Origin of the sequence: Dehalobacterium formicoaceticum, assembly GCF_002224645.1 — a bacterium.
GTDB classification, from domain to species: Bacteria; Bacillota; Dehalobacteriia; order Dehalobacteriales; family Dehalobacteriaceae; genus Dehalobacterium; species Dehalobacterium formicoaceticum.
In genome coordinates, this window is sequence record NZ_CP022121.1 from 2,712,750 (window position 1) to 2,733,508 (window position 20,759).

Genomic DNA, 20,759 nt, shown 5'->3' on the forward strand with positions numbered 1-20,759 from the left:
GCATTTGAAAAAGACATTGCAACAGGAAGGAGCTTCTTTGTGTCCAACCCTACCCCAATGATGAAACAATATGAATCGATAAAAAACAACCATAAAGATGCCCTGCTTTTTTATCGTTTGGGTGATTTCTATGAAATGTTTGCCGAAGATGCAATGATTGCTTCCCGCGAATTAGAAATTGCTTTGACCGCCAGGGATGGGGGAAACGGTACAAAAATCCCTATGTGTGGTGTACCTTTCCATGCCGTAGACGGATATTTGGCCAAGCTGATTGCTAAAGGATACAAAATTGCGATTTGTGAACAAGTTGAGGATCCTAAAACCGCTAAAGGTATTGTTAAGCGGGAAGTGGTCCGAATTATTACTCCGGGCACAGTTTTAGAAACAAATATGCTTCAGGAAACAAATGCCAATTATCTCTTGGCCATTACCACCCGGGATGGAATTTTTGGCATCGCCTATACTGATATATCCACAGGAGAATTCATGACCACAGAAATATCCGAAGAACCAGGAGCAGAGAAGCTGTTTGATGAAGTCAGCAGAATTCAACCGGTGGAAATCATTTTACCCACAACCCTCTATCATGATAAGTCATTCCGCAAACAACTCACAAGGACTTCCCAGCCCACCTTGACCAAATTTTCTGAGGATCAAGACTTATATTCGGATACGATGGATCAAATTCAAAAACATTTTAAGGGCCGCTCTTTGGAATCTTTAGGGTTATCATCTTTATCAGAAGCTGCTATAGCGGTGGGGATGATATTAATATTTTTATCCGGCACCCAAAAAGAGATTTAGCTTATCTTGAGGATCTTCAGGTTTATTCCGTTTCTTCTTTTATGATGATTGACCAAAGCACCAGAAGAAACTTGGAGCTTACTGCTACCATGCGTGATCGTCAAAGAAAAGGATCTTTGCTTTGGGTTTTGGATCGGACCAATACAGCCCTGGGAGCCAGGTTGATTAAACAGTGGATCGAAAAACCTTTGCTCAATAAACAGGACATTATTAATCGCCTAAAAGCTGTCGAAGAATTGATGAACAATGTATTTGCCCGGGAAGACCTGCGTCAATTATTAAAAAAAATATATGACTTAGAGCGACTAATGAGCAGAATTGCCTTTGGTAATGCCAACCCACGAGATTTAATCGCTTTAAAAAATTCTCTGGGGGTTCTGCCTGAGATTGATCAGGTAATCAAGACTTTGCAGCATCATCAGTTTTCACAATTGGCAGAAAGGCTGGATCCCATACAGGATATTTATCAGCTTATTGAAAAAGCCATTCAGGATGAACCGCCCGTCTCGATACGTGACGGAGGCATTATTAAAGAGGGATATCAGGAGGAAGTGGATGAGCTCCGCGCCATCACCCTGCACGGAAAACAATGGATTGCTCAATTGGAAGGGGAAGAAAAAACGCGCACAGGGATTAAATCCTTAAAAATCGGATTTAACAAAGTTTTTGGCTATTATTTGGAGGTAACCAAGGCCAATTTATCCCTGGTCCCTGATCATTATATGCGCAAACAAACCCTGTCCAATGCCGAAAGATACATCACAGAGGAATTGAAAGAATGGGAAAATAAAATTTTGGGCGCGGGAGAGAAGCTGGCCCTGAGGGAATTCAGTCTGTTTAATGAAATCAGAGAAAAAATTGCCTTAGCTGCCAAAAGAATTCAGCAAACGGCGCTGGTGGTTGCTCAATTGGATGTACTCTTATCCTTTGCCCAGGTTTCCTTGGATCATGGCTATGTGAAACCTGAAATTACTGAGGATGGGACTCTCCGGATCATAGATGGCCGTCATCCCGTGGTGGAGAGAATTACCGGCAGTGGATACATTCCCAACGATACCTACTTGGATAATTACAAGGACCAAATATGTTTGCTCACAGGCCCAAATATGGCCGGAAAATCAACTTATATGAGGCAGGTGGCCTTATGTGTCCTGATGAGTCAGATCGGCTGTTTTGTGCCTGCTGCCAGTGCAAAAATTGGTTTAGTAGATCGAATTTTTACCAGAGTGGGGGCAGCAGATGATTTGGCAGGAGGCCAGAGTACCTTTATGGTGGAGATGAATGAAACCGCCAATATCCTGCGTCATGCTACGAAGGATAGCCTGATTATCCTAGATGAAATCGGGCGGGGTACCAGTACCTACGATGGCCTTAGTATTGCCTGGGCTGTAGTAGAATATATTTTAAAGCCCCAAATTGGCGCTAAGACCCTCTTTGCCACCCATTACCATGAATTAACAGAGCTGGCGGAAAAATATCCGGCAGTGAAAAATTATTCGGTGGCGGTAAAAGAAAAAGATGGGGAAATTATTTTCTTAAGAAAGATCATTCCGGGAGGGACGGATAAAAGCTATGGGATTCAAGTGGCAAAATTAGCCGGATTACCGGATGAGGTGCTCACAAGAGCCAAAGAAATTTTGCTGGATCTGGAGGAAACAGATATTTCCTTGGATGAAAAAGGTGAAAACAAAAGCACCATACATGAAAAAAATCATGCCTTGCAAATGAGTTTTTTTGTTCCTGAACCACCTAAACATCCGGTGATTGCTGAAATAGAATCACTGAATCTGAACAATCTGACTCCTTTGGATGCGCTCCTAAAAATTAATCAGTGGCAGCGCAAACTAGCCAATCAGGATTAAGATCATCCTCATCAGGGAACTTTGGTGCTTGTTAGGAATGTTTAATCATAAAAAGGAGTAAGATATGAGGAAAATTAATATTCTGGATCCATTGACAGCCAATCAGATTGCAGCCGGGGAAGTTGTGGAACGACCTGTCTCTGTGGTCAAGGAATTAATCGAAAACTCTATCGATGCCGGGAGTACACGCATTAAAGTATACTTGGAAGAGGGAGGAACAAAGCGGATTCAAATTACGGATAATGGGTGGGGCATTGAAGCCCAGGATTTACCTACGGCAGTTCAGCGCCATGCCACCAGTAAAATTATATCTTTCGATGATTTGAATTCTTTAAGCACCTTGGGTTTTCGCGGGGAAGCTTTGCCTTCCATAGCTGCTGTTTCCAAAATGACTTTATCATCGCGCACCGAAGAAAGCCCTGTGGGCTTTTCTTTACAAGTGGAAGGGGATCAAATATCTGATCTCAGGGAAATTGGGTCCCCCGTCGGGACCGAAATCATTGTCGATAATTTATTTTATAATACTCCGGCGCGGAAAAAGTTTCTCAAGTCACCCTCCAATGAACTGGGAATGGTTTCCGAGATGGTGGGCAGAATTGCCATCTCCAGACCAGACATTGCTTTTGAATTAGTCCATGAGAGAAGAACCTTATTGAAGACGCCGGGTAATCATAATTTGTCCCAGGTTATTTTTTCTGTTTATGGAAATGAGATTACGCGTAGTTTAACCAAAGTGGAATATAAACATGGTCCTCTGATCAGGGGCTATATCTCCAATGTCCAAACGACCCGCTCAACACGCCAGTATTATAATTTTTATCTGAACGGACGTTTCATCAAAAGCAAGGACCTTTCCGAAGCTCTGGAGGAAGCTTATCATACCAGAATCCCGCAAAAAAGATACCCTATCGCCATTTTGTTTTTTGAAATGGCACCGGAGCTTTTTGATGCCAATGTGCATCCGGCAAAATTGGAGGTTAAGTTTAAAGATTTCCAGCCCATTAAAGAAGCTTTAATCCATGCCATCCACAATGCTTTGAATGATCCGACAGTATCAATTCCACAGATTAAGACAAATGTAAAGCAAGATAATAAACCGGCGGAGCAGCAAGAAATTTTCCAAAAATATAGTTTTGATCCGGAAAAAATGAAACAGCCACCAGGAGGAGTTGTTCTGGAACAAACCGGCTCTTATCATGATCAGGCAGGAAATGAGCAGCATAAAGCATCTTTTTCTGATCAAGAAGAACCCCATATTTCAGTGCTTCAAGCAGAGTCTCAGGAAATTAAGCCGTTTTTTTCCTCATTGAAAATATTGGGGCAAATCGAAGGTACATATATTATTGCTTCCGGGGATGAAGGTCTCTACATTATTGATCAGCATGCCGCCCATGAAAGAATTCGTTTTGAAAAGATCAAAAAACTGTTTGCAGAACAACCTTCTGCATCTAACATGCTTGCGGTGCCCATCACCATTGAGCTTACACCCCGCCAAACGATCTGGCTGATCAATCATATTATTCAATTAGGGGATTTGGGATTTGTGCTGGAACACTTTGGAGACCGCACTTTTTTATTAAGAGGGGTACCGGTATGGCACATTGAAGGGAATTCCCAGGAATTATTATTAGATATTTTGGAAAAACTAGGTAGTGATTCTCCGGTTCGGCTTAAAGAAATCATCAATGAAGAAAAATTATTTTCCCTGGCTTGTAAAAGCGCTGTGAAAGGGAATAGTTTTATCACGTCAGCAGATATTACTTTTTTATTAGAACAGTTGGATCGCACTGACAATCCTTTTACCTGCCCCCATGGAAGGCCGACGCTGATACTTTTAACCCATGAGGAGATCAAAAGGAGATTCCTGCGTACTTAAATTTGGCCGGCCGCTGAAAAGGAGAAAGTAATATGGGAGCAGAAGAAAAATTGATTGTTGTCGTGGGTCCGACGGCGGTGGGAAAATCGGCCATTTCTGTTGAGCTTGCTGACCTGCTGGACGGTGAAATTATTTCTGCCGATTCCATGCAGGTTTATCGGGAAATGAATATTGGTACAGCAAAAATTCAAGCCGAAGAGATGGTTTCTACCGGTGGAAAAAGGATCCTTCATCATCTCATTGATATCAGGAATCCGGACGAGAATTTTACAGTAGCTGATTTTCAGCAATTGGCAAGAAATCAAATTCGTGATATTAATACCAGAGGTAAAATACCTATACTGGTTGGCGGTACCGGATTATATGTGAACGCAGTGATTGACCCTTATAATTTTATCCCGGAGGATTACGACCCTCAGCTTCGAAATCAATTGATGCAAGATGCTGAAAAACGGGGTAACCAATATTTATATAATCAATTAGTACAGATAGATCCGGAAACTGCTGAGAAATTTCATCCTAATGATCTGCGCCGCATTGTCCGCGCCTTAGAAACATTTTATCAAACGGGGCGTAGGATCTCTCACGTACAACAAGATCGTCAACAGGAAAGGCCTTATGATATAGAGATGATTGGCTTATTTTGCGAAAGAGGGATTCTTTATGACAGAATCAACCAAAGAGTGGATCAGATGATAGAAAATGGACTAATTGAGGAGGTGACAACACTTATAAAAAAAGGCTATTCTCCCCGTCTGAAATCCATGCAAGGATTAGGATACCGACAAATAGCAGCTTATCTCACGGGAATTGTGACAAAAGAAGAGGGAATTCGTCTGTTGAAAAGAGACACCAGACATTTTGCCAAAAGACAGTTTACTTGGTTTAAGAGGGATCCAAGAATCAAATGGTTTGATGTCATGAATTTTTCCACAAAAACCCTTTGTGGTGAAAAAATTTATGAAATATTGGGAGGGACTACAGGAGCTCCTGTAGAATAATATAATACCAAATGTTGGAGGGATTTTTATGACGAAGAGTAATTTCAATTTACAGGACTTTTTCTTAAATCAGGTGCGTAAAGATAATACCGGTGTCACCATTTTTTTGGTAAATGGCTTTCAAATAAAAGGCTTTGTCCGAGGATTTGATAGTTTTACTGTGGTTATGGATGTTGATGGGAAACAACAGATGGTTTATAAACACGCCATTTCCACAATTATGCCTAACCGACCGGTGAACCTGATGATGGAGAAACCGGAATAATTGAATGCAGGCACGGAATAAGTAGGTTTAAGGACCTTGAAAAAACAGGAGAGATGACCCATTAAGGCACAATACGTTGTGCCTTTTGTCTGCTTGATTTATCAAATTCCAAGACTCCCACTTCTATAAGTGGGAGCTCCTATTTTCACTTCAGGTGGGGTAGATTCCCCGTCTGAAGCCCCGATGTTCAGCTTTAGCTGAACGAGTTCACTTTAGGATCGAAAAATGATGTCAAAATTTCCTATCGCTAAGCACAATCATGATTTTGCGAAATACAATAATACTATGACCTCTTCTTTTCACGAGGTGAAAAATTTGGAAATTAAGATGTGTTTAAAACCGGGAGGGAAAAGAATATTTGAAACTCTTTCATCTCATTCGGAAAATAATAAGAGAGATGAAACACTCATAAATGAGGAAAAAGAAGAAGCATCCTCCTTCAATAATCCAAAGGTTCAAGAGTTATTTAAAGAATTGGAATCCCTTGTGGGACTGCAAGAAGTAAAGAAAAAAATTTACGAAGTGCAAGCTTTTATCGAAATCCAAAAAAGGCGCTCCAAAGAAAACTTAATGGCGGAATCGACAATGCTCCATTCCATTTATAAGGGAAATCCAGGTACAGGGAAAACTACCGTGGCGCGCATAGTTGGCAAACTTTTTAAAGAAATCGGTGTTCTACAAAAAGGACACTTAGTCGAAGTGGAAAGAGCCGATTTAGTCGGCGAATACATTGGCCACACAGCCCAGAAAACCAGAGAACTGCTCAAAAAAGCCGGCGGCGGAGTTCTTTTTATAGATGAAGCTTATTCTCTGGCCCGGGGCGGAGAGAAAGATTTTGGGAAAGAGGCCATTGATGTGCTGGTAAAAGCCATGGAAGACAAGAAGGACCAAATGATATTAATTTTGGCGGGTTATAATCGTGAGATGGACTGGTTTTTAAAAACCAATCCCGGTTTAAGATCCCGGTTTCCCTTGCAGATTGAATTCCCCGATTATAAAATAGAAGAGTTAGTGGAAATTGCCAATCTGATGGTGCAAGCTAGACAATATCAATTAACTTCTGAATCCAAGATGACTTTGGAACGAATTTTACGTACCCACTTAATGACAGGACACGAGTATGACGGTAATGCTCGCTATGTTAGAAATATCGTCGAATCTGCCATGCGTCAGCAGGCGGTTCGTTTAATCGGGCTGCCCAAAAACTCCCGGGAAGATTTAATGACCATTGAAACATTGGATATTTTGAAAGCGACGAGAAAACATAACAAAAATACTGAACTATAGTTTTGGGAGGAAAGCATGGAACTGGACACACGCATCGTTTTAGCAGAAACTGCGGCTGAGAAAACGCAACAAGAGATCAATGAAAATGTCAGCTATAATTTGCATAAGGTTTTAACTGCCTTTCGTAATCATAAAATTTCTGAACTTCATCTGCAATCATCGACAGGATATGGATACAATGATGTGGGCAGAGATGGGCTGGAGGCAGTATATCGGGAAATCTTTTGCGGCGAAGAGGCATTGGTACGCCATCAGGTGGTTTCCGGAACCCATGCCATTACCTTAGCTTATTTCGGAAATCTTTTCCCCGGAGATGAACTTTTATCAGTAGGAACACCTTATGATACCCTGCTCAAAGTGATTGGCTCTGAAAAAAAAGAAATGGGCACCTTGAGAGAATTGGGCATCGCGTACAGGGAAGTACCTTTAGCTGAAGATGGGAGCATTGATCTTACCACTGTGCTGGATGCCATTTCTCCCAAAACGAAGATGGTATCCCTGCAACGTTCCAAGGGATACCAGTGGCGGCCTTCTCTCACTATTGATGAAATCGCTGTAGTGACGAAAGGGATAAAATCAAGATGGCCCCATGTAATTGTTTTTGTTGATAATTGTTATGGAGAATTTGTTGAGAAAAAAGAACCCCTGGAGGTGGGTGCTGATCTCATTGCCGGCTCTTTAATCAAAAATCCGGGCGGGGGTATTGCACCTTGCGGAGGATATATCGTAGGGAAAAAGGAGTTAGTGGAACGCGCAGCAATGAGATTAACAGCTCCCGGTATTGGCGGAGAAATCGGTCCCAGTTTGGGTAATAACCGGCTCTTCTATCAAGGTCTTTTTCATGCTCCTCACGTAGTGGGAGAAGCTCTATGGGGAGCGGTCTTTACTGCCTCCTTATGTGCCGGATTGGGATTGGAAGTGATGCCTCAGGAAGATGGCATACGCACAGATATTATCCAAGCCATCAAGATGGGAAACAGGGAAAGGGTCCTGGCCTTTTGCCAAGGTATCCAACGCTATTCACCAATTGATTCCCATGTCACGCCTGTTGCCTGGGATATGCCTGGATATGAAGATCAGGTCATTATGGCCGCCGGTGCCTTTGTCCAGGGCTCCTCCATTGAACTGAGTGCTGATGGACCGATGCGGGAACCTTATATTGTTTATATGCAGGGAGGAACCAGCCGCCAGCATGTGAAACTGGCAGTAACAGAAACAATTAGGGAAATGATCATGAACGGATTACTTTAAAAAGTATAAAAAAATGGCTGAACTACCTATCCCAAGGAAGCAGCCATTTTTCTATTTTTAGGCATATGCTTTCAAGATCGTTCCTGAGCATACCCCGGCTTACTTACATTGCCCGATACAATCCAATCACACGACCGAGAATTTTTACATCATTCACAATAATAGGAGGCAAGAAACGATTCTCAGGCTGCAATCGGATGTGATCTTTTTCCTTAAAAAATCTTTTAATTGTGGCTTCATCATCAATTAAAGCTGCCACAATATCTCCATTGCCGGCGATGTCTGTTTTTTCAACAATGACATAATCTCCGTCCAGAATCCCTGCTTCAATCATACTCTCTCCCGAAACATGCAGCATAAACAATTCATTTTTTGCATTGATAAAATCAAGGGGAACGGGGAAGTGCTCTTCCACATTTTCAACCGCCAGGATAGGGAGTCCGGCAGTAATTTTACCAATAATCGGGATATTGACCATCTCTCTTTGCATCTGAATATAACTGCCGTCTGTAATTTCAATTGCTCTGGGCTTAGTGGGATCTCGTCTGATATATCCTTTTTGCTCCAGGACCGTTAGATGGCCATGTACGGTGGAACTGGAGCTCAAACCAACAACATGCCCAATTTCCCTTACGGTGGGAGGATACCCTTTTGTTTTGATTTCTTGTTTTATGTAATCTAAAATTTCGATTTGTCTTTTTGATAAATCTTCGTACATGTATAGCACCCCCAAAAATAAAATATTTTTGTGTTGAATTACTTTGTTAAATTGTAACATAAAACCTAAATAAATTCAAACATTTGTTCGAATTTTTATTGACAACGTACCTCTGTTCGATTATAATAAGAAAAAAGGAACATTGGTTCGGAGGCGATGCATATGAAAAGAAAATATATTAAGGTCAAAGTAAATTTAAGCAAATTTAAAACATTCTGCTTGTTTTTTGCAGCCCTTATGGTATGTATTAGTCTCGGTTTCAGAGCTTTAGCAGCCAATTTTACAGAGGAAAAAAACAATTCGGCATATTTGGAAATCATCGTTAAAAACGGTGACACCTTATGGGATCTAACTGAGCAACATTATCAGGGCCAAGAAGACCTTAGGAAGATAATCTATCAAATTAAAGAAATCAATCATTTAGAACAAACAGAAATTATACCCGGACAGATCATCATGATACCCCAGTCATAAGAAAACATGCCGCCGTAAAACATCGTAAAACATTAGAAAACCTGAAGTATAAAAACATTCTTGCTGTAAATAATAAATTTATGTATAATAAATAAGTAACTTAATAAAAAATGTTTTCTAGGGTTCCGCAACGTTTTGTTGGTCTGGTCCGAGAGAAAACTCACAGCTTAACTGTGTCACGGAAGGATAAAAGCCTGGGAGAAACTGTATAACAGTTGTCTTCTGGGTTTTTTTTAAAATTTAAATGGAATAAGAACGGAGGTTTTGTATGAATGCAAACTGGATACAAGTATTTGCTGCCGCTTTTTTTGAAGTTCTATGGGTGATTGGTTTCAAACACGCAGATGATTTTTGGACTTGGACGGTCACCGCAATTGCCCTCTTTCTTAGTTTCTATTTATTGATTAAGGTCGGACGGAAACTTCCTGTAGGCACTGCCTATTCTGTTTTTGTAGGCCTAGGCACAGCAGGAACTGTTATATCTGAGATTTTATTCTTTGGAGAACCATTTAAATTAGCTAAAATACTTTTGATTTTACTTTTATTAATAGGTGTAATCGGCTTGAAATTGATAACTGAAGAAAATGAACAGGAAGGAGCTGAGTGTTAATGGCATGGGCTTCTTTGATATTAGCAGGGATATTCGAAATGCTTGGTGTGACTTCGATATATAAATTTAATAAGGTTCGTAACTGGCAATCCCTGATTCTTTTATTAGTCACATTTGGAGCAAGTTTATTATTTCTTTCTTTTGCAATAAAAATATTACCCATGGGAACTGCTTATGCAATTTGGACCGGAATTGGCGCATCTGGCGGAGCATTAATTGGAATGATCTTCTATGGTGACTCAAAGGATTGGAGGAGGCTTGTATTAATTGCAATGGTGATAGGAGCAGCAATAGGATTAAAGCTCGTCTCATAGGGGGAGATGGACGTTATACTGTTAACTTCCTATAATAATAATTATGTAAACTAGGATATTGTTTTAACCCGGGAGAGGGTCCTCCAGCCTAAACCCGAGGTCAAAAAAATCAATCGTGGTGTGTTTATAATAAGCCCCTATCTCTAATAATCCATTTGATATTTTTTTGAATGCATAAATCCTCAATATTTTTCCGAAGTTTTATATTATCTCTATAAAATCGCGGGTAAATTCTTACTTTCATTTGATCATCTATAGAGATAATTATTACCTGGTTAGGAATTAATGCATCTAAAATTCCTGCAAATTCAAAACCGTAAATACCAGGTTTATAAATCTGCCGATCAAATTTTATTTCTCTAATTGTATTCCAAGGAATTTTTTTATTATTTATTTCAATTGCATCATCGGTTAACATAATCCTTTTTGAACCAGTAATAACATGCAAAACACGTATTAATAATATAATAAAAAAAATAAAAGCTAAAAATCCAGCTAATCCATCATCTATACCACCGGATATTATAATGATGATTGCAAATAAAACTGCGAACTTAACTATTGATTTGGTGTTTGCAGACCAAAAAACCTTTAAATATTCATCCACATTGCCCATTATTATTTTCTCCTACTATCATAAAAAGCATTACGAGGTCTTCTTTTTCACCAATATGCTGCAATAGTTATTTCCTTTTTTACCTACCCTTCTCTAAAAAATTAATTCATATTGCATAATTAAAAAAGATGAAACCATAATCGCTGCCTCATTAATGGCTTCTGTATCCAGATAATGATTAGCACTTAAATCAAATAGGATATTAGCAGAACCCTTGATTTCATCATCACCCAGCCACAACTTAATCGTTAAGGGGAATCTGGGAAAAAGGTGCATTTTAGCACAAACGTCGGCTCCTTCCTCCAGGGAAGCATCCAGTATCAGACATGCCGCCTTTATTTGCTCTACCGGTTCCTGTAAGAGATTTTTTACAAGAGGATCAATACATTTACTCAAAATAGCCGAGTAATTGACGTTTCCATGTTCTAACTCGCGGTATGTGATTAATTTATTTTTAATGGGAGCAGCATCAGCTCGGGAAAGATAGTGGAGAATAAGCCATCTCCAATTCCAGGTAGGCATATGCTTTGAACCGCTAAAAACAATATTACCCTCCGGATATTTTATATCAAAGACTTGACCAAGGCTTTTTAACCGTATCATAGATTGATTTGGATCAAAGATTGCTCCACTATTTCCCGTCATCTTCAGCGGATCTTCCGCCGCAAAGCACTTTATGGCATATTCGAACGCTGGTTTATAATTATAAGTGTCTTTATCCTCGGCTATCATATAAGGAAACATTATTTCCCTCCCCCTAACAAATATATTACCAGGGAATTTTATCATCGTCATCTCCTCTTAATATGGGGAGAATCATACTATAGAGAGGTTCTTCTACATCTTTTAGCTGAAGGTCATCCACACGTAAAATTTCGGACCCGTTAATTTTTAACCGCTGGGCTAACTCTGCTGCCGTATAGCCCCGGTTTTTCCTTAATTCTTTCACGGTTTTTTTCCTGATTCCAAATCCAAATATCAAATTGTGATCCTCCATCATTATTAAACAGGATTAGAAAGGAGCCTTCGAAAGCACCTTATTTTTTCATCGCCGAAAGCTTCACATTTTCATTTGCTTCTTCCAGGGAGCTAAACCCATACCGTTTAACGGTATTTTCCAGAAGACGTTTGCTGCCGTTGATCCCCTCTGCTTTTTCCTTAAGAATATGTTGATAATACAGGTTCAGCGTTTTTTGGGAATAGGTTCCCAACTCCCCTCTCAGATAAGTTTCAATGGAAGTGGCATAGGGTGTGTCTTCACTGGTATAAACAGGGCGTCCTCTTTGGCAAAGATATGGATAGATTGTCATTAATTCTTCTTCCCAAAATAAATGGATCGTAACAATATCATCAATTAACCGGATCATTTCCTGGTTTAAAGGCGGCAGTTGATCCTGAAATTGGGCAAATTCCAGGGGAGCTGTAGATTGCATCATTCGAGCATATTTTTCCGTTACCAGGTTTCGGCCATCTTGAAAAGCTATTTTCAAATCCTCCAGATAACTTGCCAAAGCCTCCTCCGGCCAAGTCACCCACTGACTAGAACGCATGATTTCAAAGGTTTTAGGATCATCCTGACAGGACGCCCGCCCTCCCTGATTGGAAACATTTTGAAACATAGTCCATTCCATTGCTACAATTTGCTTTATTAATTCTTTGTTTTGCTTTATTAATTCTTTGTTCATGTTCATTTAAACCTCCCTTTCCTCACTCTTGAGGTAGCATTACCGTTATTCGACCCAAACGTTCATCGCCTGAATCCTGGGGTCCATGATATGCCTTTGCACCAAAGGCCCATGATCCAGCAAAAAGTCACTGTCCGAGTCCGTTAACCCCTGGAGTTTTAATTCTTCAATGATTTGCCGACAAATCTCTTCAATAAACATGGCTTTCTTTTCGTAGACTTCCTGTCCCGTTGATACCTGGTGGGTTCTGACCAAATCAAAATAAAGCTGATACATTTCCTCCCCTAAAATTGGCAATCTTTTTAAAGCTTTGTGCATCCATTTATAAAAGGGCTTGTACTCTTTATTCAGGAGAAAGACCATGGAAATTCCCCCATTGATAAATTCTGTTTCGCAGCATTGAGCAGCAACCAGTTCCCCGCGTTTTACTGTGCGCATCAGGTTATATTGACCGGATTGAGCCACGGTCATGCAACGGGCCGCAATTTTTTTGAGCCGGATGTCCTCCGGATAAAAAGCTTTCAATTGTTGGCGGAAAGAGCTGAATTCACCGGAAGGATCCGTAAAGACCCGGCCATTGGTGGCCGTAGCCAAATAAGTCTCCGGAATCAGACGCCATTCCAACAAGTCCGCAGGAACATGGTCAAATCCGATAAATTGCTTATAAAATTGACCGATTTCAAATACTCCGGTACGTCCTTCTCCCCACACACTGACATTACGGCAAGGAACTCCGGCAAACTCTCCGGGCAGCTGTTCATATTCTTTCTGAAGTGCTACACCGATAGCCTGATAAGTTTCTTGATTTAACCAAAGACAAAAAGATGGGCCCCAATCATGATCTCGAGAGATTTCATCATCAAAGGAAAAACATTCTGAACCGGATCCGACCAGACCGGCTGCGATTTGTTCTTGATATTGAGGGAATTTTTCTTTGATCATGGGAATTCCGAATTCATTAAAATAGCGTTCTGATAAATCCAGACCCTGCATGTTTCTTGCCTCACTTTCTTCCCTTTGATATGGAATCATGCTTTTACCTGGTGTCCCAGTTTTTGTTTCAATCGAGCGACGGTGTACATACTTTGCTCATATTCAGGATGATTTTTACCGTATATTTTACCACAGGTGTGAGCAACTTCACTATGGTACTGGATTGCTTTTTGATCCTGATCCAGCTTTTCATAGAGCAATCCCAGGTTTGAAGCTGTGGAAAGATATTTTTGGTGCTCAGGACCAAAAATTCCGGATAAAATATCCAGAGCTTCAAGAAACAGCGGTTCTGCTTCTGGATATTGACCGATCACCAGATAATGAGAGCCCAGGTTATTTAAACCGGAGGCGTAATATGGATGATTTTTACCCACTGTTTCATCATAGATTTCTAAAGCCTCCTTTAAAAGAGCAGTTGTTTCATCATTTTTTCCCAGGGCCCGATAAGCACTGGCTAAATTATTCAGACTGGTGGCATAGGTAATTCTATTTTTCTCCAGCTTGCGAATGATCTCCAATGCTTCTTCATGAAGTTCCACTGCTTTTTCAAATACTTCCATGTCTTGATAGAGTAGTCCCAGATTGTTTAAACCGGTGGCATAGAGAAAATGCTCTTTGCCCACCGTATTTTCATAAATCTTTAATGCCCTAAAGAACATTTCTTCAGCCTTGGGATAAATTTTCATGAGACGGTACAAACCGGCAAAATTATTGATAGCTGTGGCATAATCAGGATGATCTTCTCCTAAAATTTCTGATATAATTTTTGTGGCTTCCAGAAATGCAGTTTCTGATTTTTCAAATTCATGCATTTCCCGATAATAGCCTCCCAGGTCATTAAGTGCGGAGGCATAGTCCATTTGTCCCCCATTTTTCATTTTTAATAGTTCCACAACCTCTTTCAGCAGAGGTTCCACCTCTCTTAAGCGCCCTTCTCGATAAAGTTGATCAATTTGAGCATTTAAAGAATTAATATCTGCCATCTAAGACACCCCACATTCCAATATGAATTATTCTAAGATCATCATTCCATGGTCATCTATATTAATCCGGATGAGGTAAAATGATCAAAAGATTTTGATCCATTGTATAAATACTACCATCTATTCCCTCTTTATTCAACGTGTTTCTGTTTTGGGTCATCTATATCCCAATAATATCAGCTCCTGAATAATGATTCTACCCCTCAGATAGGGCAAAAAAAGAACGCATCAAATGCATTCTTTTGTTATCGTTAATTTTGATATTTTTTTAAACCCAGGCAGGCTGTACCCACGGCATTATCCGTCGAATATTTGGGATCTGCAAAATAGAGCATAGCCCCCACAGCGGGATGTTCCAGCCGGTAGATTAATCTTTGACGCAGGTAAGCGTTGGCAGCCACGCCGCCGACCATGAGAATTTCTTTTAATCCTGTGCCCTGAATTACTTGGCGTAAAACCTTTTCTAAGGTAGTTGCGATACAATGCTCCACAGATCTGGCCACAGCCTCTGGAGGAAAGCCTTGATCTAATAACTTGCGGGCTCCGGTTTCGGGACCTGAAAAGGAAAATTCAGTTCCCTTCACACCGGTTGTTAAATAAGGGATTTCACCCCGATATGTATGCGCCAATTTTTCCAAATGAGCACCGGCAGGAAAAGGCAGACCCAAAGAGACCCCTATACGATCCACAAATTGTCCGGCATGCAAATCCGTGGTGGCGCCCAGAATTTCAATGGAAAAATGATCTTGCCCTTTTATAACCTTTAATACCTCTGAAGTACCTCCTGAAAGATGGACAGCAATAAATTCATTGGAGCAGGGACCATCGGCGGACCAAATACCGGCCATAAGATGCCCTTCCTGATGACTGGTCATATAAAAGGGAATTTTTTTGATCTGAGCAATCATTTGGCCAAATCCATGGCACACTGTAAAAACCGGCATATAAGATTTTTCTATCGGCCGGGGCTTGGTGCTGACGCAAACGCTTTGCAGCTGGTCCATATCAAATGCCTGGGCCAGCTCATTAAATAAAAGCGGCAGATTCTGCACATGCTGAAAAACAGCTTCCGATTGCATGAGGCCTCTGTCTCCCGGTTTTATCCTTAATACTTTGCGCAGATCCTTGATTAATTGGCCTTGATCATTCATTACGGCAATAGAGGTAGTATAGCAGCTGGTATCTATCCCTAAATGCATCATAACCTGCCCTTAAGAAAATCGGATTCTTTTTGGATTTTGTCTAAAATGCCGTTGACAAACTTACCTGATTCTTCACTACCGAACTTCTTGGCCAGGTCAATCGCCTCATTGATCGTTACACTATGGGGGATGTCCTCAAGATACTTCATCTCATATAAAGCCATACGCAGTAGATTTTTATCTACCTTCGCCATGCGTCCAATATCCCATTCCTCAGCATATTGATTAATACAGGTATCCAGCTCTTCCAGGCAGTTCCTCGTTCCATCCACCAATTTCAGGACAAAGCTTTCATCTTGAGGGGATATTTCCGCTCCCAGTAAAGTTAATTTTGCCATTTCCAATGAATTTTGCCCTACATCCATTTGAAAAAGCATTTGTAAAGCTTTTTCTCTTGCTAACCGCCTGCTCACTAAAGTGCCTCCTTAAGGATTAATGATCATTAAATATTCGATCTAAGAAATCACGAAATCCTACATTGTCATCTATGCGGCGACCGATAAAATAACCAATAACGACACAGAAAGCAATGAAAACCGCTTCAAAAAAACCTAAAACGACAACCATCAAGCCAAAAAACAGCCCTAAGATAACGCCTATGGTTTTCCCCCGATGATGTTTCCATAAATCAAGAAAAAGATTTCCCCATTCCACGAAGTTTCCCCCTTAGTCTACTCTGCTTTTACTTTCTTGAGACACATGGGTAATCAATACTTTTATCTCTGCCACGGAGAGGCCTGCAACCTGGTCCAAATACTCTTTCACCAGCGTCTGCAGCTCCTCAGCAGACTGGGGGATAATCGTTCCTGGTTGCATACTTACTTTCAAAAACAAGGCGATTCCGTCCCCGGTATGCTTAATAAGCGGCTTAACTTCCTTGACGCCTTTAATTTGGAAAGCAGCTTTTTTGACCAATGCTTCCACGGCAGGCATGGTAATGCTAATTTCTCCCGTTTCATTACTTGTAATTTTTACATTGAAAACAGGATCCCTTAAAAAAGCACTGACCAATAAATATAAAGCCCCGATTAAAACCAATGCTGCAGTAACCCCGATGATCCAGCGGGTATTAAAAGCATTAAAAACTTCATTCAAATATTGCAAAGGGGTTGTCCATCCCAAAGTCATAAGGAGGGTGATTAAGCTGATGATCCCAATGATTAAGTAAAAAATCAACGTCAAAATCTTGTTCAATAATTTCAATGTTCTCACCTCTGCAACGCCGAATATTTTAACAGAAATACGGAACCCCAGACAGGGTTCCGGAAAACCTGTTATTTCACTCTAGTATCTTCTTCTTTGACTTCCATGGAGGGGAAAGAAACACCTTGGACATGAACATTCACTTCGACTACTTTTAAGCCGGTCATGGTCTCAATGGCCTTTTTCACGTTTTCCTGAATCTTTAATGCCACATCCGGAATGCGTACATTGTATAAAACAATGACAAAAATATCAATTGCGGCTTCTTTTTCTCCCACTTCTACTTTGACACCCTTGGCAAGATTCTTTCGGCCCAGCATCTCTACAATACCACCGGCAATACCCCCGCTCATTCCGGCAACACCTTCCACCTCAGTCGCAGCTAATCCGGCGATAACGGCGACAACATCATCTGCAATACGAATGGTACCATCTGATCCTGTATATTGCTCTACCTCATGTTCCATATATCAAGACACCTCCATCCTTGTTCATACTTGTCCTGTCAAATCTTTTTGCACTTCATTATACCAAGGTAGGAGAAAAATAACAATAATTTGAGAAATCCTTTATCTTATTCTTTGGTGGTAATTGAAATTTGTTCATAAGGATGCCCTGTGGTGTTAGCAACTAAATCAGCAACGCGGGTACTTTCTTCTTGGGCTAACTTCGTTCCTTTTAATATTACCATAACCGATTCTGCTTGAATTAATACTACCGCTTCCTCAAAATTCTTGGCCTTAATTAAGTTTTCCAATTTCAATTCGTTCTCCATATTGCGCGTCAGCGTCAGCATTTGCTCTTGAGCATTCTGGCGCATTTCACTTTGAGAATTGGGATTATCAACGATTTCCCGCATAATTTCGACCTGCTGGCTGCGCATTTTTTCACGTTCAATACGATAATTGACAAAAAAATCATCATAGCCGGCAGTATTTTCCGGATTTGAATCAGCCGTTATTAGTTCTTTCCGATCAGGGTCCAAAGCAAAATCGGGTTGAATTTCGATTTTCCCCGTAGTTTCATCAACCTTATCTTCCTCCACCAGTTGATGTAAATCCAAGGCCTGGTAACCGAACCAAAGAAAACAGATGAAAAGAATTCCTATGAACAAATTCTTTTTTTTAATCATAATCATCTTCATAAGCTTATCCTCCATTTCTCGAACTAATAGTAATGCGGTGGGCTGGAATCTGAAGTAAGGTCTGAACTGCCTTAAATACCTTTTCTTTCACCACCGGATTCTCAACGCCTTTGGCGACAACTAAAACACCCTGAATCTTAGGCATACTTTCTTTAACTAACACCGGTTCATTATTACCCTGGACCATGACCATCTGCCCGCTTTCCGTTTGCTCGTTGGTTGTGCGTACACCTCCAGCCTGATCCTTTTCTTCAATTACTTTTTCAGTCGTGCTCACATTGACGGCATATTCCCGGGTGGATCCTTCTGCATAAACGATGGATACAACAGCCGTCTCAATCCCTTCCATTTTGGAGATAACATCTTCTAGTCTTTTTTCTAATGACTGATCCTCAGGAATCAATTCTACTTCTCCTTGATCATTGATTTTGCTCTCGCCGGAATCAGGTGAAGTAATATTCGTTGTGGTTGGCTTGGGACTGCTCATAATATTGGCAAAGTTGATGATGGCAATACCTAAAATGGCAATAACGAATAGTTTGATCATAAATGGCCATTGATCCTTGGTAATCTTAAGGATATGAAATAGGGACTCTTTCCCCTCTTGATTTTTACTCATGATCTTCCCTCCTTTCATCTTCCGACATCATCTGTATCTGGATTTGCTCATCTTTCAAACTAAAATAGTTTTTTATTGTTTCCCGAATCGCTCCTTCCAGATTCTGATCCTGATTCTGATCTTGGGTTATGACCTGATCATGATTTTCTTCTTGAGATATGCTGACTTTAATTTCTTCCACTTGCTGGATACCCCCCTTTCCTCCCCTGGAGGAACGCCTTTTTCTTTCAGTCCAATAATTAAATTCACATGCTTAATCTCACCTTGAGGATCATTATTATTCTCCCCGGCGACCTTTACTGTCGCTTCCACCCAGGATACTCCTTTGATTAACTTCACCACTGTTTCCATTTGTTTTGCGGTATTATCCTGATACATCACCATGGCTTTTTCTTTCATTTCCTGAGATATTTCCTGGCTTTGACCTAAAATCGTATCCAGACTCCTGTTCCCCTCTATTGGATCTTGCCAGGCAAAAACTTCGGCAGACTTATTCTGATCCCATAAACTAATTAAAGGATTTAAAATCGTGACCAGAATAAATAAACCTAAGACAGACTTGACAAATTTTTTGATTTCTCCGCTTGGCAAGAGCATTTCCAAAAAACCGGCAATCAGCACAATCACAGTGACATTGCGTACCATACTGCTAATGGTATCCAGCATTGATTTCACCTACCTTAACATCATACTAATATTAGCGGTACCAATAGTAATGGCAATGACAAAAAAGAACATTAATCCGACTGCCGCAACGGCAGCAAAAATAAGCAATAGAGAATTGGCCAGGGAATGAAGTGCTTCTGATAATTGGTTCTCACCAAAAGGTTGAAGTACCGCAGCCACAACTCGGTAAATCAGGCTAATCGCAATGATTTTAATGCCGGGAATAATGCATAAGAGAAAAATGCCGATCACACCCACAATCCCAATGCCATTTTTTAAGATTAGGGAGGTACCGATGACAGTATCCATGGCATCGGCCAGCGACCTCCCCACCACCGGAATAAAAGCGCCGGTGGCAAATTTTGCCGCTTTTAGAGTTAATCCATTTGCTACGGAACCGGCTAACCCCTGCATACCCAGAAAACCCACAAAAACGGTCATTACAATACCAAAAAGGCCCATTGACACATCCTTAAACAAACCGGCCAGGCGGGTGACCTTAAAATGCGGAGAAATTTGACTGACAATATTTAAAACCGCCATAAAGTAGATGAGAGGGAAAACCACCGTTTTAATCATGAAGGTGGAAAAGCTCAGCATCATAACCATGGTCGGCTGAATAAGAAGAACCGAGGTCATATTTCCCATGGCAGCCAGCAGGGAAAACAAAACAGGCATAATACCATATAAAAAGCTGGTCATGGCATCGATGGATTCTTTTCCGGCATTGACGGCCAAAGAAAAAGAGTTTAAAGCTATGGAAATGAGCACGAGATAGATCACACTATGCCCCAGGATGGCAATGTTTCCTTGGGTAAAAGCGCCCTGGAGATTGGCTAAAACTGCACTGGCCACGGCCAGGATTAACAGTTGAGTCATGAGCTCACCGTTGGCCACCACTTCTTTAAAGAGATAACCTAATAGACTCAGAATAATATCCTTGATATTCCAGGAGAATTCACCTGATTTGATGTCCTCATAGATTTTTTTAAGACTTAATTCCGGAATATGTTCCTTTATTTGCTGGTCCACCTGATTGACATATTCTTCAATTTCAGAAAGAATAAATTGTTCCTCTTCATAAACGGGGGCAATATCCTCTGCAGCCTGAAGGTGCGGAGGTATACACCCGAGAAGAAATAATGATAATATAAGGGTTGCGTACCATTTTTTCACAATCATGCAC

The 20,759-nt window shown here is 40.7% G+C and carries 25 protein-coding genes, 1 pseudogene and 1 riboswitch; of the genes and pseudogenes, 9 read left to right on the top strand and 17 right to left on the bottom strand.

The annotated features are described in order from the left end of the window. Positions 1-39: 39 nt before the first annotated feature. The 6 genes and pseudogenes from mutS to CEQ75_RS13130 all read left to right on the top strand — a co-directional run bounded on the left by mutS (position 40) and on the right by CEQ75_RS13130 (position 8,346). Positions 40-2,666: pseudogene (gene mutS, locus CEQ75_RS13105) on the top strand (DNA mismatch repair protein MutS). A 64-nt stretch (positions 2,667-2,730) separates the two neighbouring features. Then, positions 2,731-4,542 (top strand): DNA mismatch repair endonuclease MutL, encoded by a 1,812-nt coding sequence (mutL, locus tag CEQ75_RS13110; protein WP_089611315.1) that lies wholly within the window; start codon positions 2,731-2,733, stop codon positions 4,540-4,542. A 32-nt stretch (positions 4,543-4,574) separates the two neighbouring features. Continuing rightward, a complete protein-coding gene (gene miaA, locus CEQ75_RS13115; protein WP_089611317.1) occupies positions 4,575-5,543 on the top strand; it encodes a tRNA (adenosine(37)-N6)-dimethylallyltransferase MiaA in 969 nt (322 codons plus the stop codon). Between the two features lie 28 nt (positions 5,544-5,571). After that, positions 5,572-5,808, top strand: coding sequence for an RNA chaperone Hfq (gene hfq / locus CEQ75_RS13120; RefSeq protein ID WP_089611319.1), 237 nt, complete (start codon positions 5,572-5,574; stop codon positions 5,806-5,808). Between the two features lie 327 nt (positions 5,809-6,135). Further along, positions 6,136-7,095, top strand: coding sequence for an AAA family ATPase (locus CEQ75_RS13125; protein ID WP_089612634.1), 960 nt, complete (start codon positions 6,136-6,138; stop codon positions 7,093-7,095). Between the two features lie 15 nt (positions 7,096-7,110). Beyond that, positions 7,111-8,346 (top strand): methionine gamma-lyase family protein, encoded by a 1,236-nt coding sequence (locus tag CEQ75_RS13130; RefSeq protein ID WP_089611321.1) that lies wholly within the window; start codon positions 7,111-7,113, stop codon positions 8,344-8,346. 103 nt (positions 8,347-8,449) lie between these two features. On the opposite strand, the gene lexA is transcribed toward CEQ75_RS13130, so the two are convergent. After that, the gene (gene lexA, locus CEQ75_RS13135; protein ID WP_089611323.1) at positions 8,450-9,064 is read right to left on the bottom strand and encodes a transcriptional repressor LexA; all 615 of its coding nucleotides are present in this window, start codon (positions 9,062-9,064) and stop codon (positions 8,450-8,452) included. A gap of 162 nt (positions 9,065-9,226) precedes the next feature. Here lexA and yneA point away from each other — a divergent pair, with 162 nt between their 5' ends. The 3 genes from yneA (at position 9,227) to CEQ75_RS13150 (ending at position 10,462) form a co-directional block, all read left to right on the top strand. Next, positions 9,227-9,538, top strand: a complete 312-nt coding sequence (gene yneA / locus CEQ75_RS13140) for a cell division suppressor protein YneA (protein ID WP_157677468.1) — start codon at positions 9,227-9,229, stop codon at positions 9,536-9,538. A 106-nt stretch (positions 9,539-9,644) separates the two neighbouring features. Next, positions 9,645-9,741: riboswitch (guanidine-I (ykkC/yxkD leader) on the top strand. Between the two features lie 65 nt (positions 9,742-9,806). Beyond that, complete coding sequence (locus CEQ75_RS13145; RefSeq protein ID WP_089611327.1) at positions 9,807-10,148, top strand: DMT family transporter; 342 nt, start codon at positions 9,807-9,809, stop codon at positions 10,146-10,148. Beyond that, positions 10,148-10,462, top strand: coding sequence for a DMT family transporter (locus CEQ75_RS13150; RefSeq protein ID WP_089611330.1), 315 nt, complete (start codon positions 10,148-10,150; stop codon positions 10,460-10,462). The genes CEQ75_RS13145 and CEQ75_RS13150 overlap by 1 nt, the downstream gene beginning before the upstream one ends. A 124-nt stretch (positions 10,463-10,586) precedes the next feature. On the opposite strand, the gene CEQ75_RS13155 is transcribed toward CEQ75_RS13150, so the two are convergent. From CEQ75_RS13155 to spoIIIAE, 16 genes are all read right to left on the bottom strand, one after another. Further along, positions 10,587-11,078 (bottom strand): hypothetical protein, encoded by a 492-nt coding sequence (locus CEQ75_RS13155; RefSeq protein ID WP_089611332.1) that lies wholly within the window; start codon positions 11,076-11,078, stop codon positions 10,587-10,589. A gap of 93 nt (positions 11,079-11,171) precedes the next feature. Continuing rightward, positions 11,172-11,822: a DUF3786 domain-containing protein gene (locus CEQ75_RS13160; protein WP_089611334.1), complete on the bottom strand. Its 651-nt coding sequence runs from the start codon at positions 11,820-11,822 to the stop codon at positions 11,172-11,174. A gap of 25 nt (positions 11,823-11,847) precedes the next feature. Further along, entirely contained in the window at positions 11,848-12,060 is a 213-nt protein-coding gene (locus CEQ75_RS13165) for a transcriptional regulator (protein ID WP_242965186.1), read from the bottom strand. A 55-nt stretch (positions 12,061-12,115) separates the two neighbouring features. Beyond that, entirely contained in the window at positions 12,116-12,769 is a 654-nt protein-coding gene (locus CEQ75_RS13170) for a DUF4125 family protein (protein WP_198306542.1), read from the bottom strand. Between the two features lie 39 nt (positions 12,770-12,808). After that, positions 12,809-13,756 (bottom strand): DUF4037 domain-containing protein, encoded by a 948-nt coding sequence (locus CEQ75_RS13175; protein WP_089612637.1) that lies wholly within the window; start codon positions 13,754-13,756, stop codon positions 12,809-12,811. A 35-nt stretch (positions 13,757-13,791) separates the two neighbouring features. Then, a complete protein-coding gene (locus CEQ75_RS13180) occupies positions 13,792-14,739 on the bottom strand; it encodes a tetratricopeptide repeat protein (RefSeq protein ID WP_089611336.1) in 948 nt (315 codons plus the stop codon). Positions 14,740-14,990: 251 nt separating this feature from the next. Then, a complete protein-coding gene (locus CEQ75_RS13185; RefSeq protein ID WP_089611338.1) occupies positions 14,991-15,941 on the bottom strand; it encodes a tRNA (adenosine(37)-N6)-threonylcarbamoyltransferase complex transferase subunit TsaD in 951 nt (316 codons plus the stop codon). Next, positions 15,938-16,354 (bottom strand): transcription antitermination factor NusB, encoded by a 417-nt coding sequence (gene nusB / locus CEQ75_RS13190; RefSeq protein WP_089611341.1) that lies wholly within the window; start codon positions 16,352-16,354, stop codon positions 15,938-15,940. Before nusB ends, CEQ75_RS13185 begins: the two co-directional genes overlap by 4 nt. Before the next feature lie 19 nt (positions 16,355-16,373). Beyond that, positions 16,374-16,595, bottom strand: a complete 222-nt coding sequence (locus CEQ75_RS13195; RefSeq protein ID WP_089611343.1) for a DUF2273 domain-containing protein — start codon at positions 16,593-16,595, stop codon at positions 16,374-16,376. Between the two features lie 12 nt (positions 16,596-16,607). Further along, positions 16,608-17,144, bottom strand: a complete 537-nt coding sequence (gene amaP, locus CEQ75_RS13200) for an alkaline shock response membrane anchor protein AmaP (RefSeq protein WP_089611345.1) — start codon at positions 17,142-17,144, stop codon at positions 16,608-16,610. Between the two features lie 71 nt (positions 17,145-17,215). Then, positions 17,216-17,611 carry an Asp23/Gls24 family envelope stress response protein gene (locus CEQ75_RS13205; protein WP_089611347.1) on the bottom strand — a complete coding sequence of 132 codons (396 nt, stop codon included), beginning with the start codon at positions 17,609-17,611 and terminating at the stop codon, positions 17,216-17,218. A gap of 107 nt (positions 17,612-17,718) precedes the next feature. Further along, the gene (locus CEQ75_RS13210; RefSeq protein ID WP_157677469.1) at positions 17,719-18,276 is read right to left on the bottom strand and encodes a SpoIIIAH-like family protein; all 558 of its coding nucleotides are present in this window, start codon (positions 18,274-18,276) and stop codon (positions 17,719-17,721) included. Between the two features lie 16 nt (positions 18,277-18,292). Beyond that, the gene (locus tag CEQ75_RS13215) at positions 18,293-18,907 is read right to left on the bottom strand and encodes a hypothetical protein (protein WP_089611350.1); all 615 of its coding nucleotides are present in this window, start codon (positions 18,905-18,907) and stop codon (positions 18,293-18,295) included. Further along, positions 18,900-19,088 (bottom strand): hypothetical protein, encoded by a 189-nt coding sequence (locus tag CEQ75_RS13220; protein ID WP_089611352.1) that lies wholly within the window; start codon positions 19,086-19,088, stop codon positions 18,900-18,902. The genes CEQ75_RS13215 and CEQ75_RS13220 overlap by 8 nt, the downstream gene beginning before the upstream one ends. Further along, positions 19,034-19,573 (bottom strand): stage III sporulation protein AF, encoded by a 540-nt coding sequence (gene spoIIIAF / locus CEQ75_RS13225; protein WP_089611354.1) that lies wholly within the window; start codon positions 19,571-19,573, stop codon positions 19,034-19,036. The genes CEQ75_RS13220 and spoIIIAF overlap by 55 nt, the downstream gene beginning before the upstream one ends. A gap of 9 nt (positions 19,574-19,582) precedes the next feature. After that, complete coding sequence (gene spoIIIAE, locus CEQ75_RS13230; RefSeq protein ID WP_089611356.1) at positions 19,583-20,755, bottom strand: stage III sporulation protein AE; 1,173 nt, start codon at positions 20,753-20,755, stop codon at positions 19,583-19,585. Positions 20,756-20,759 lie beyond the last annotated feature (4 nt).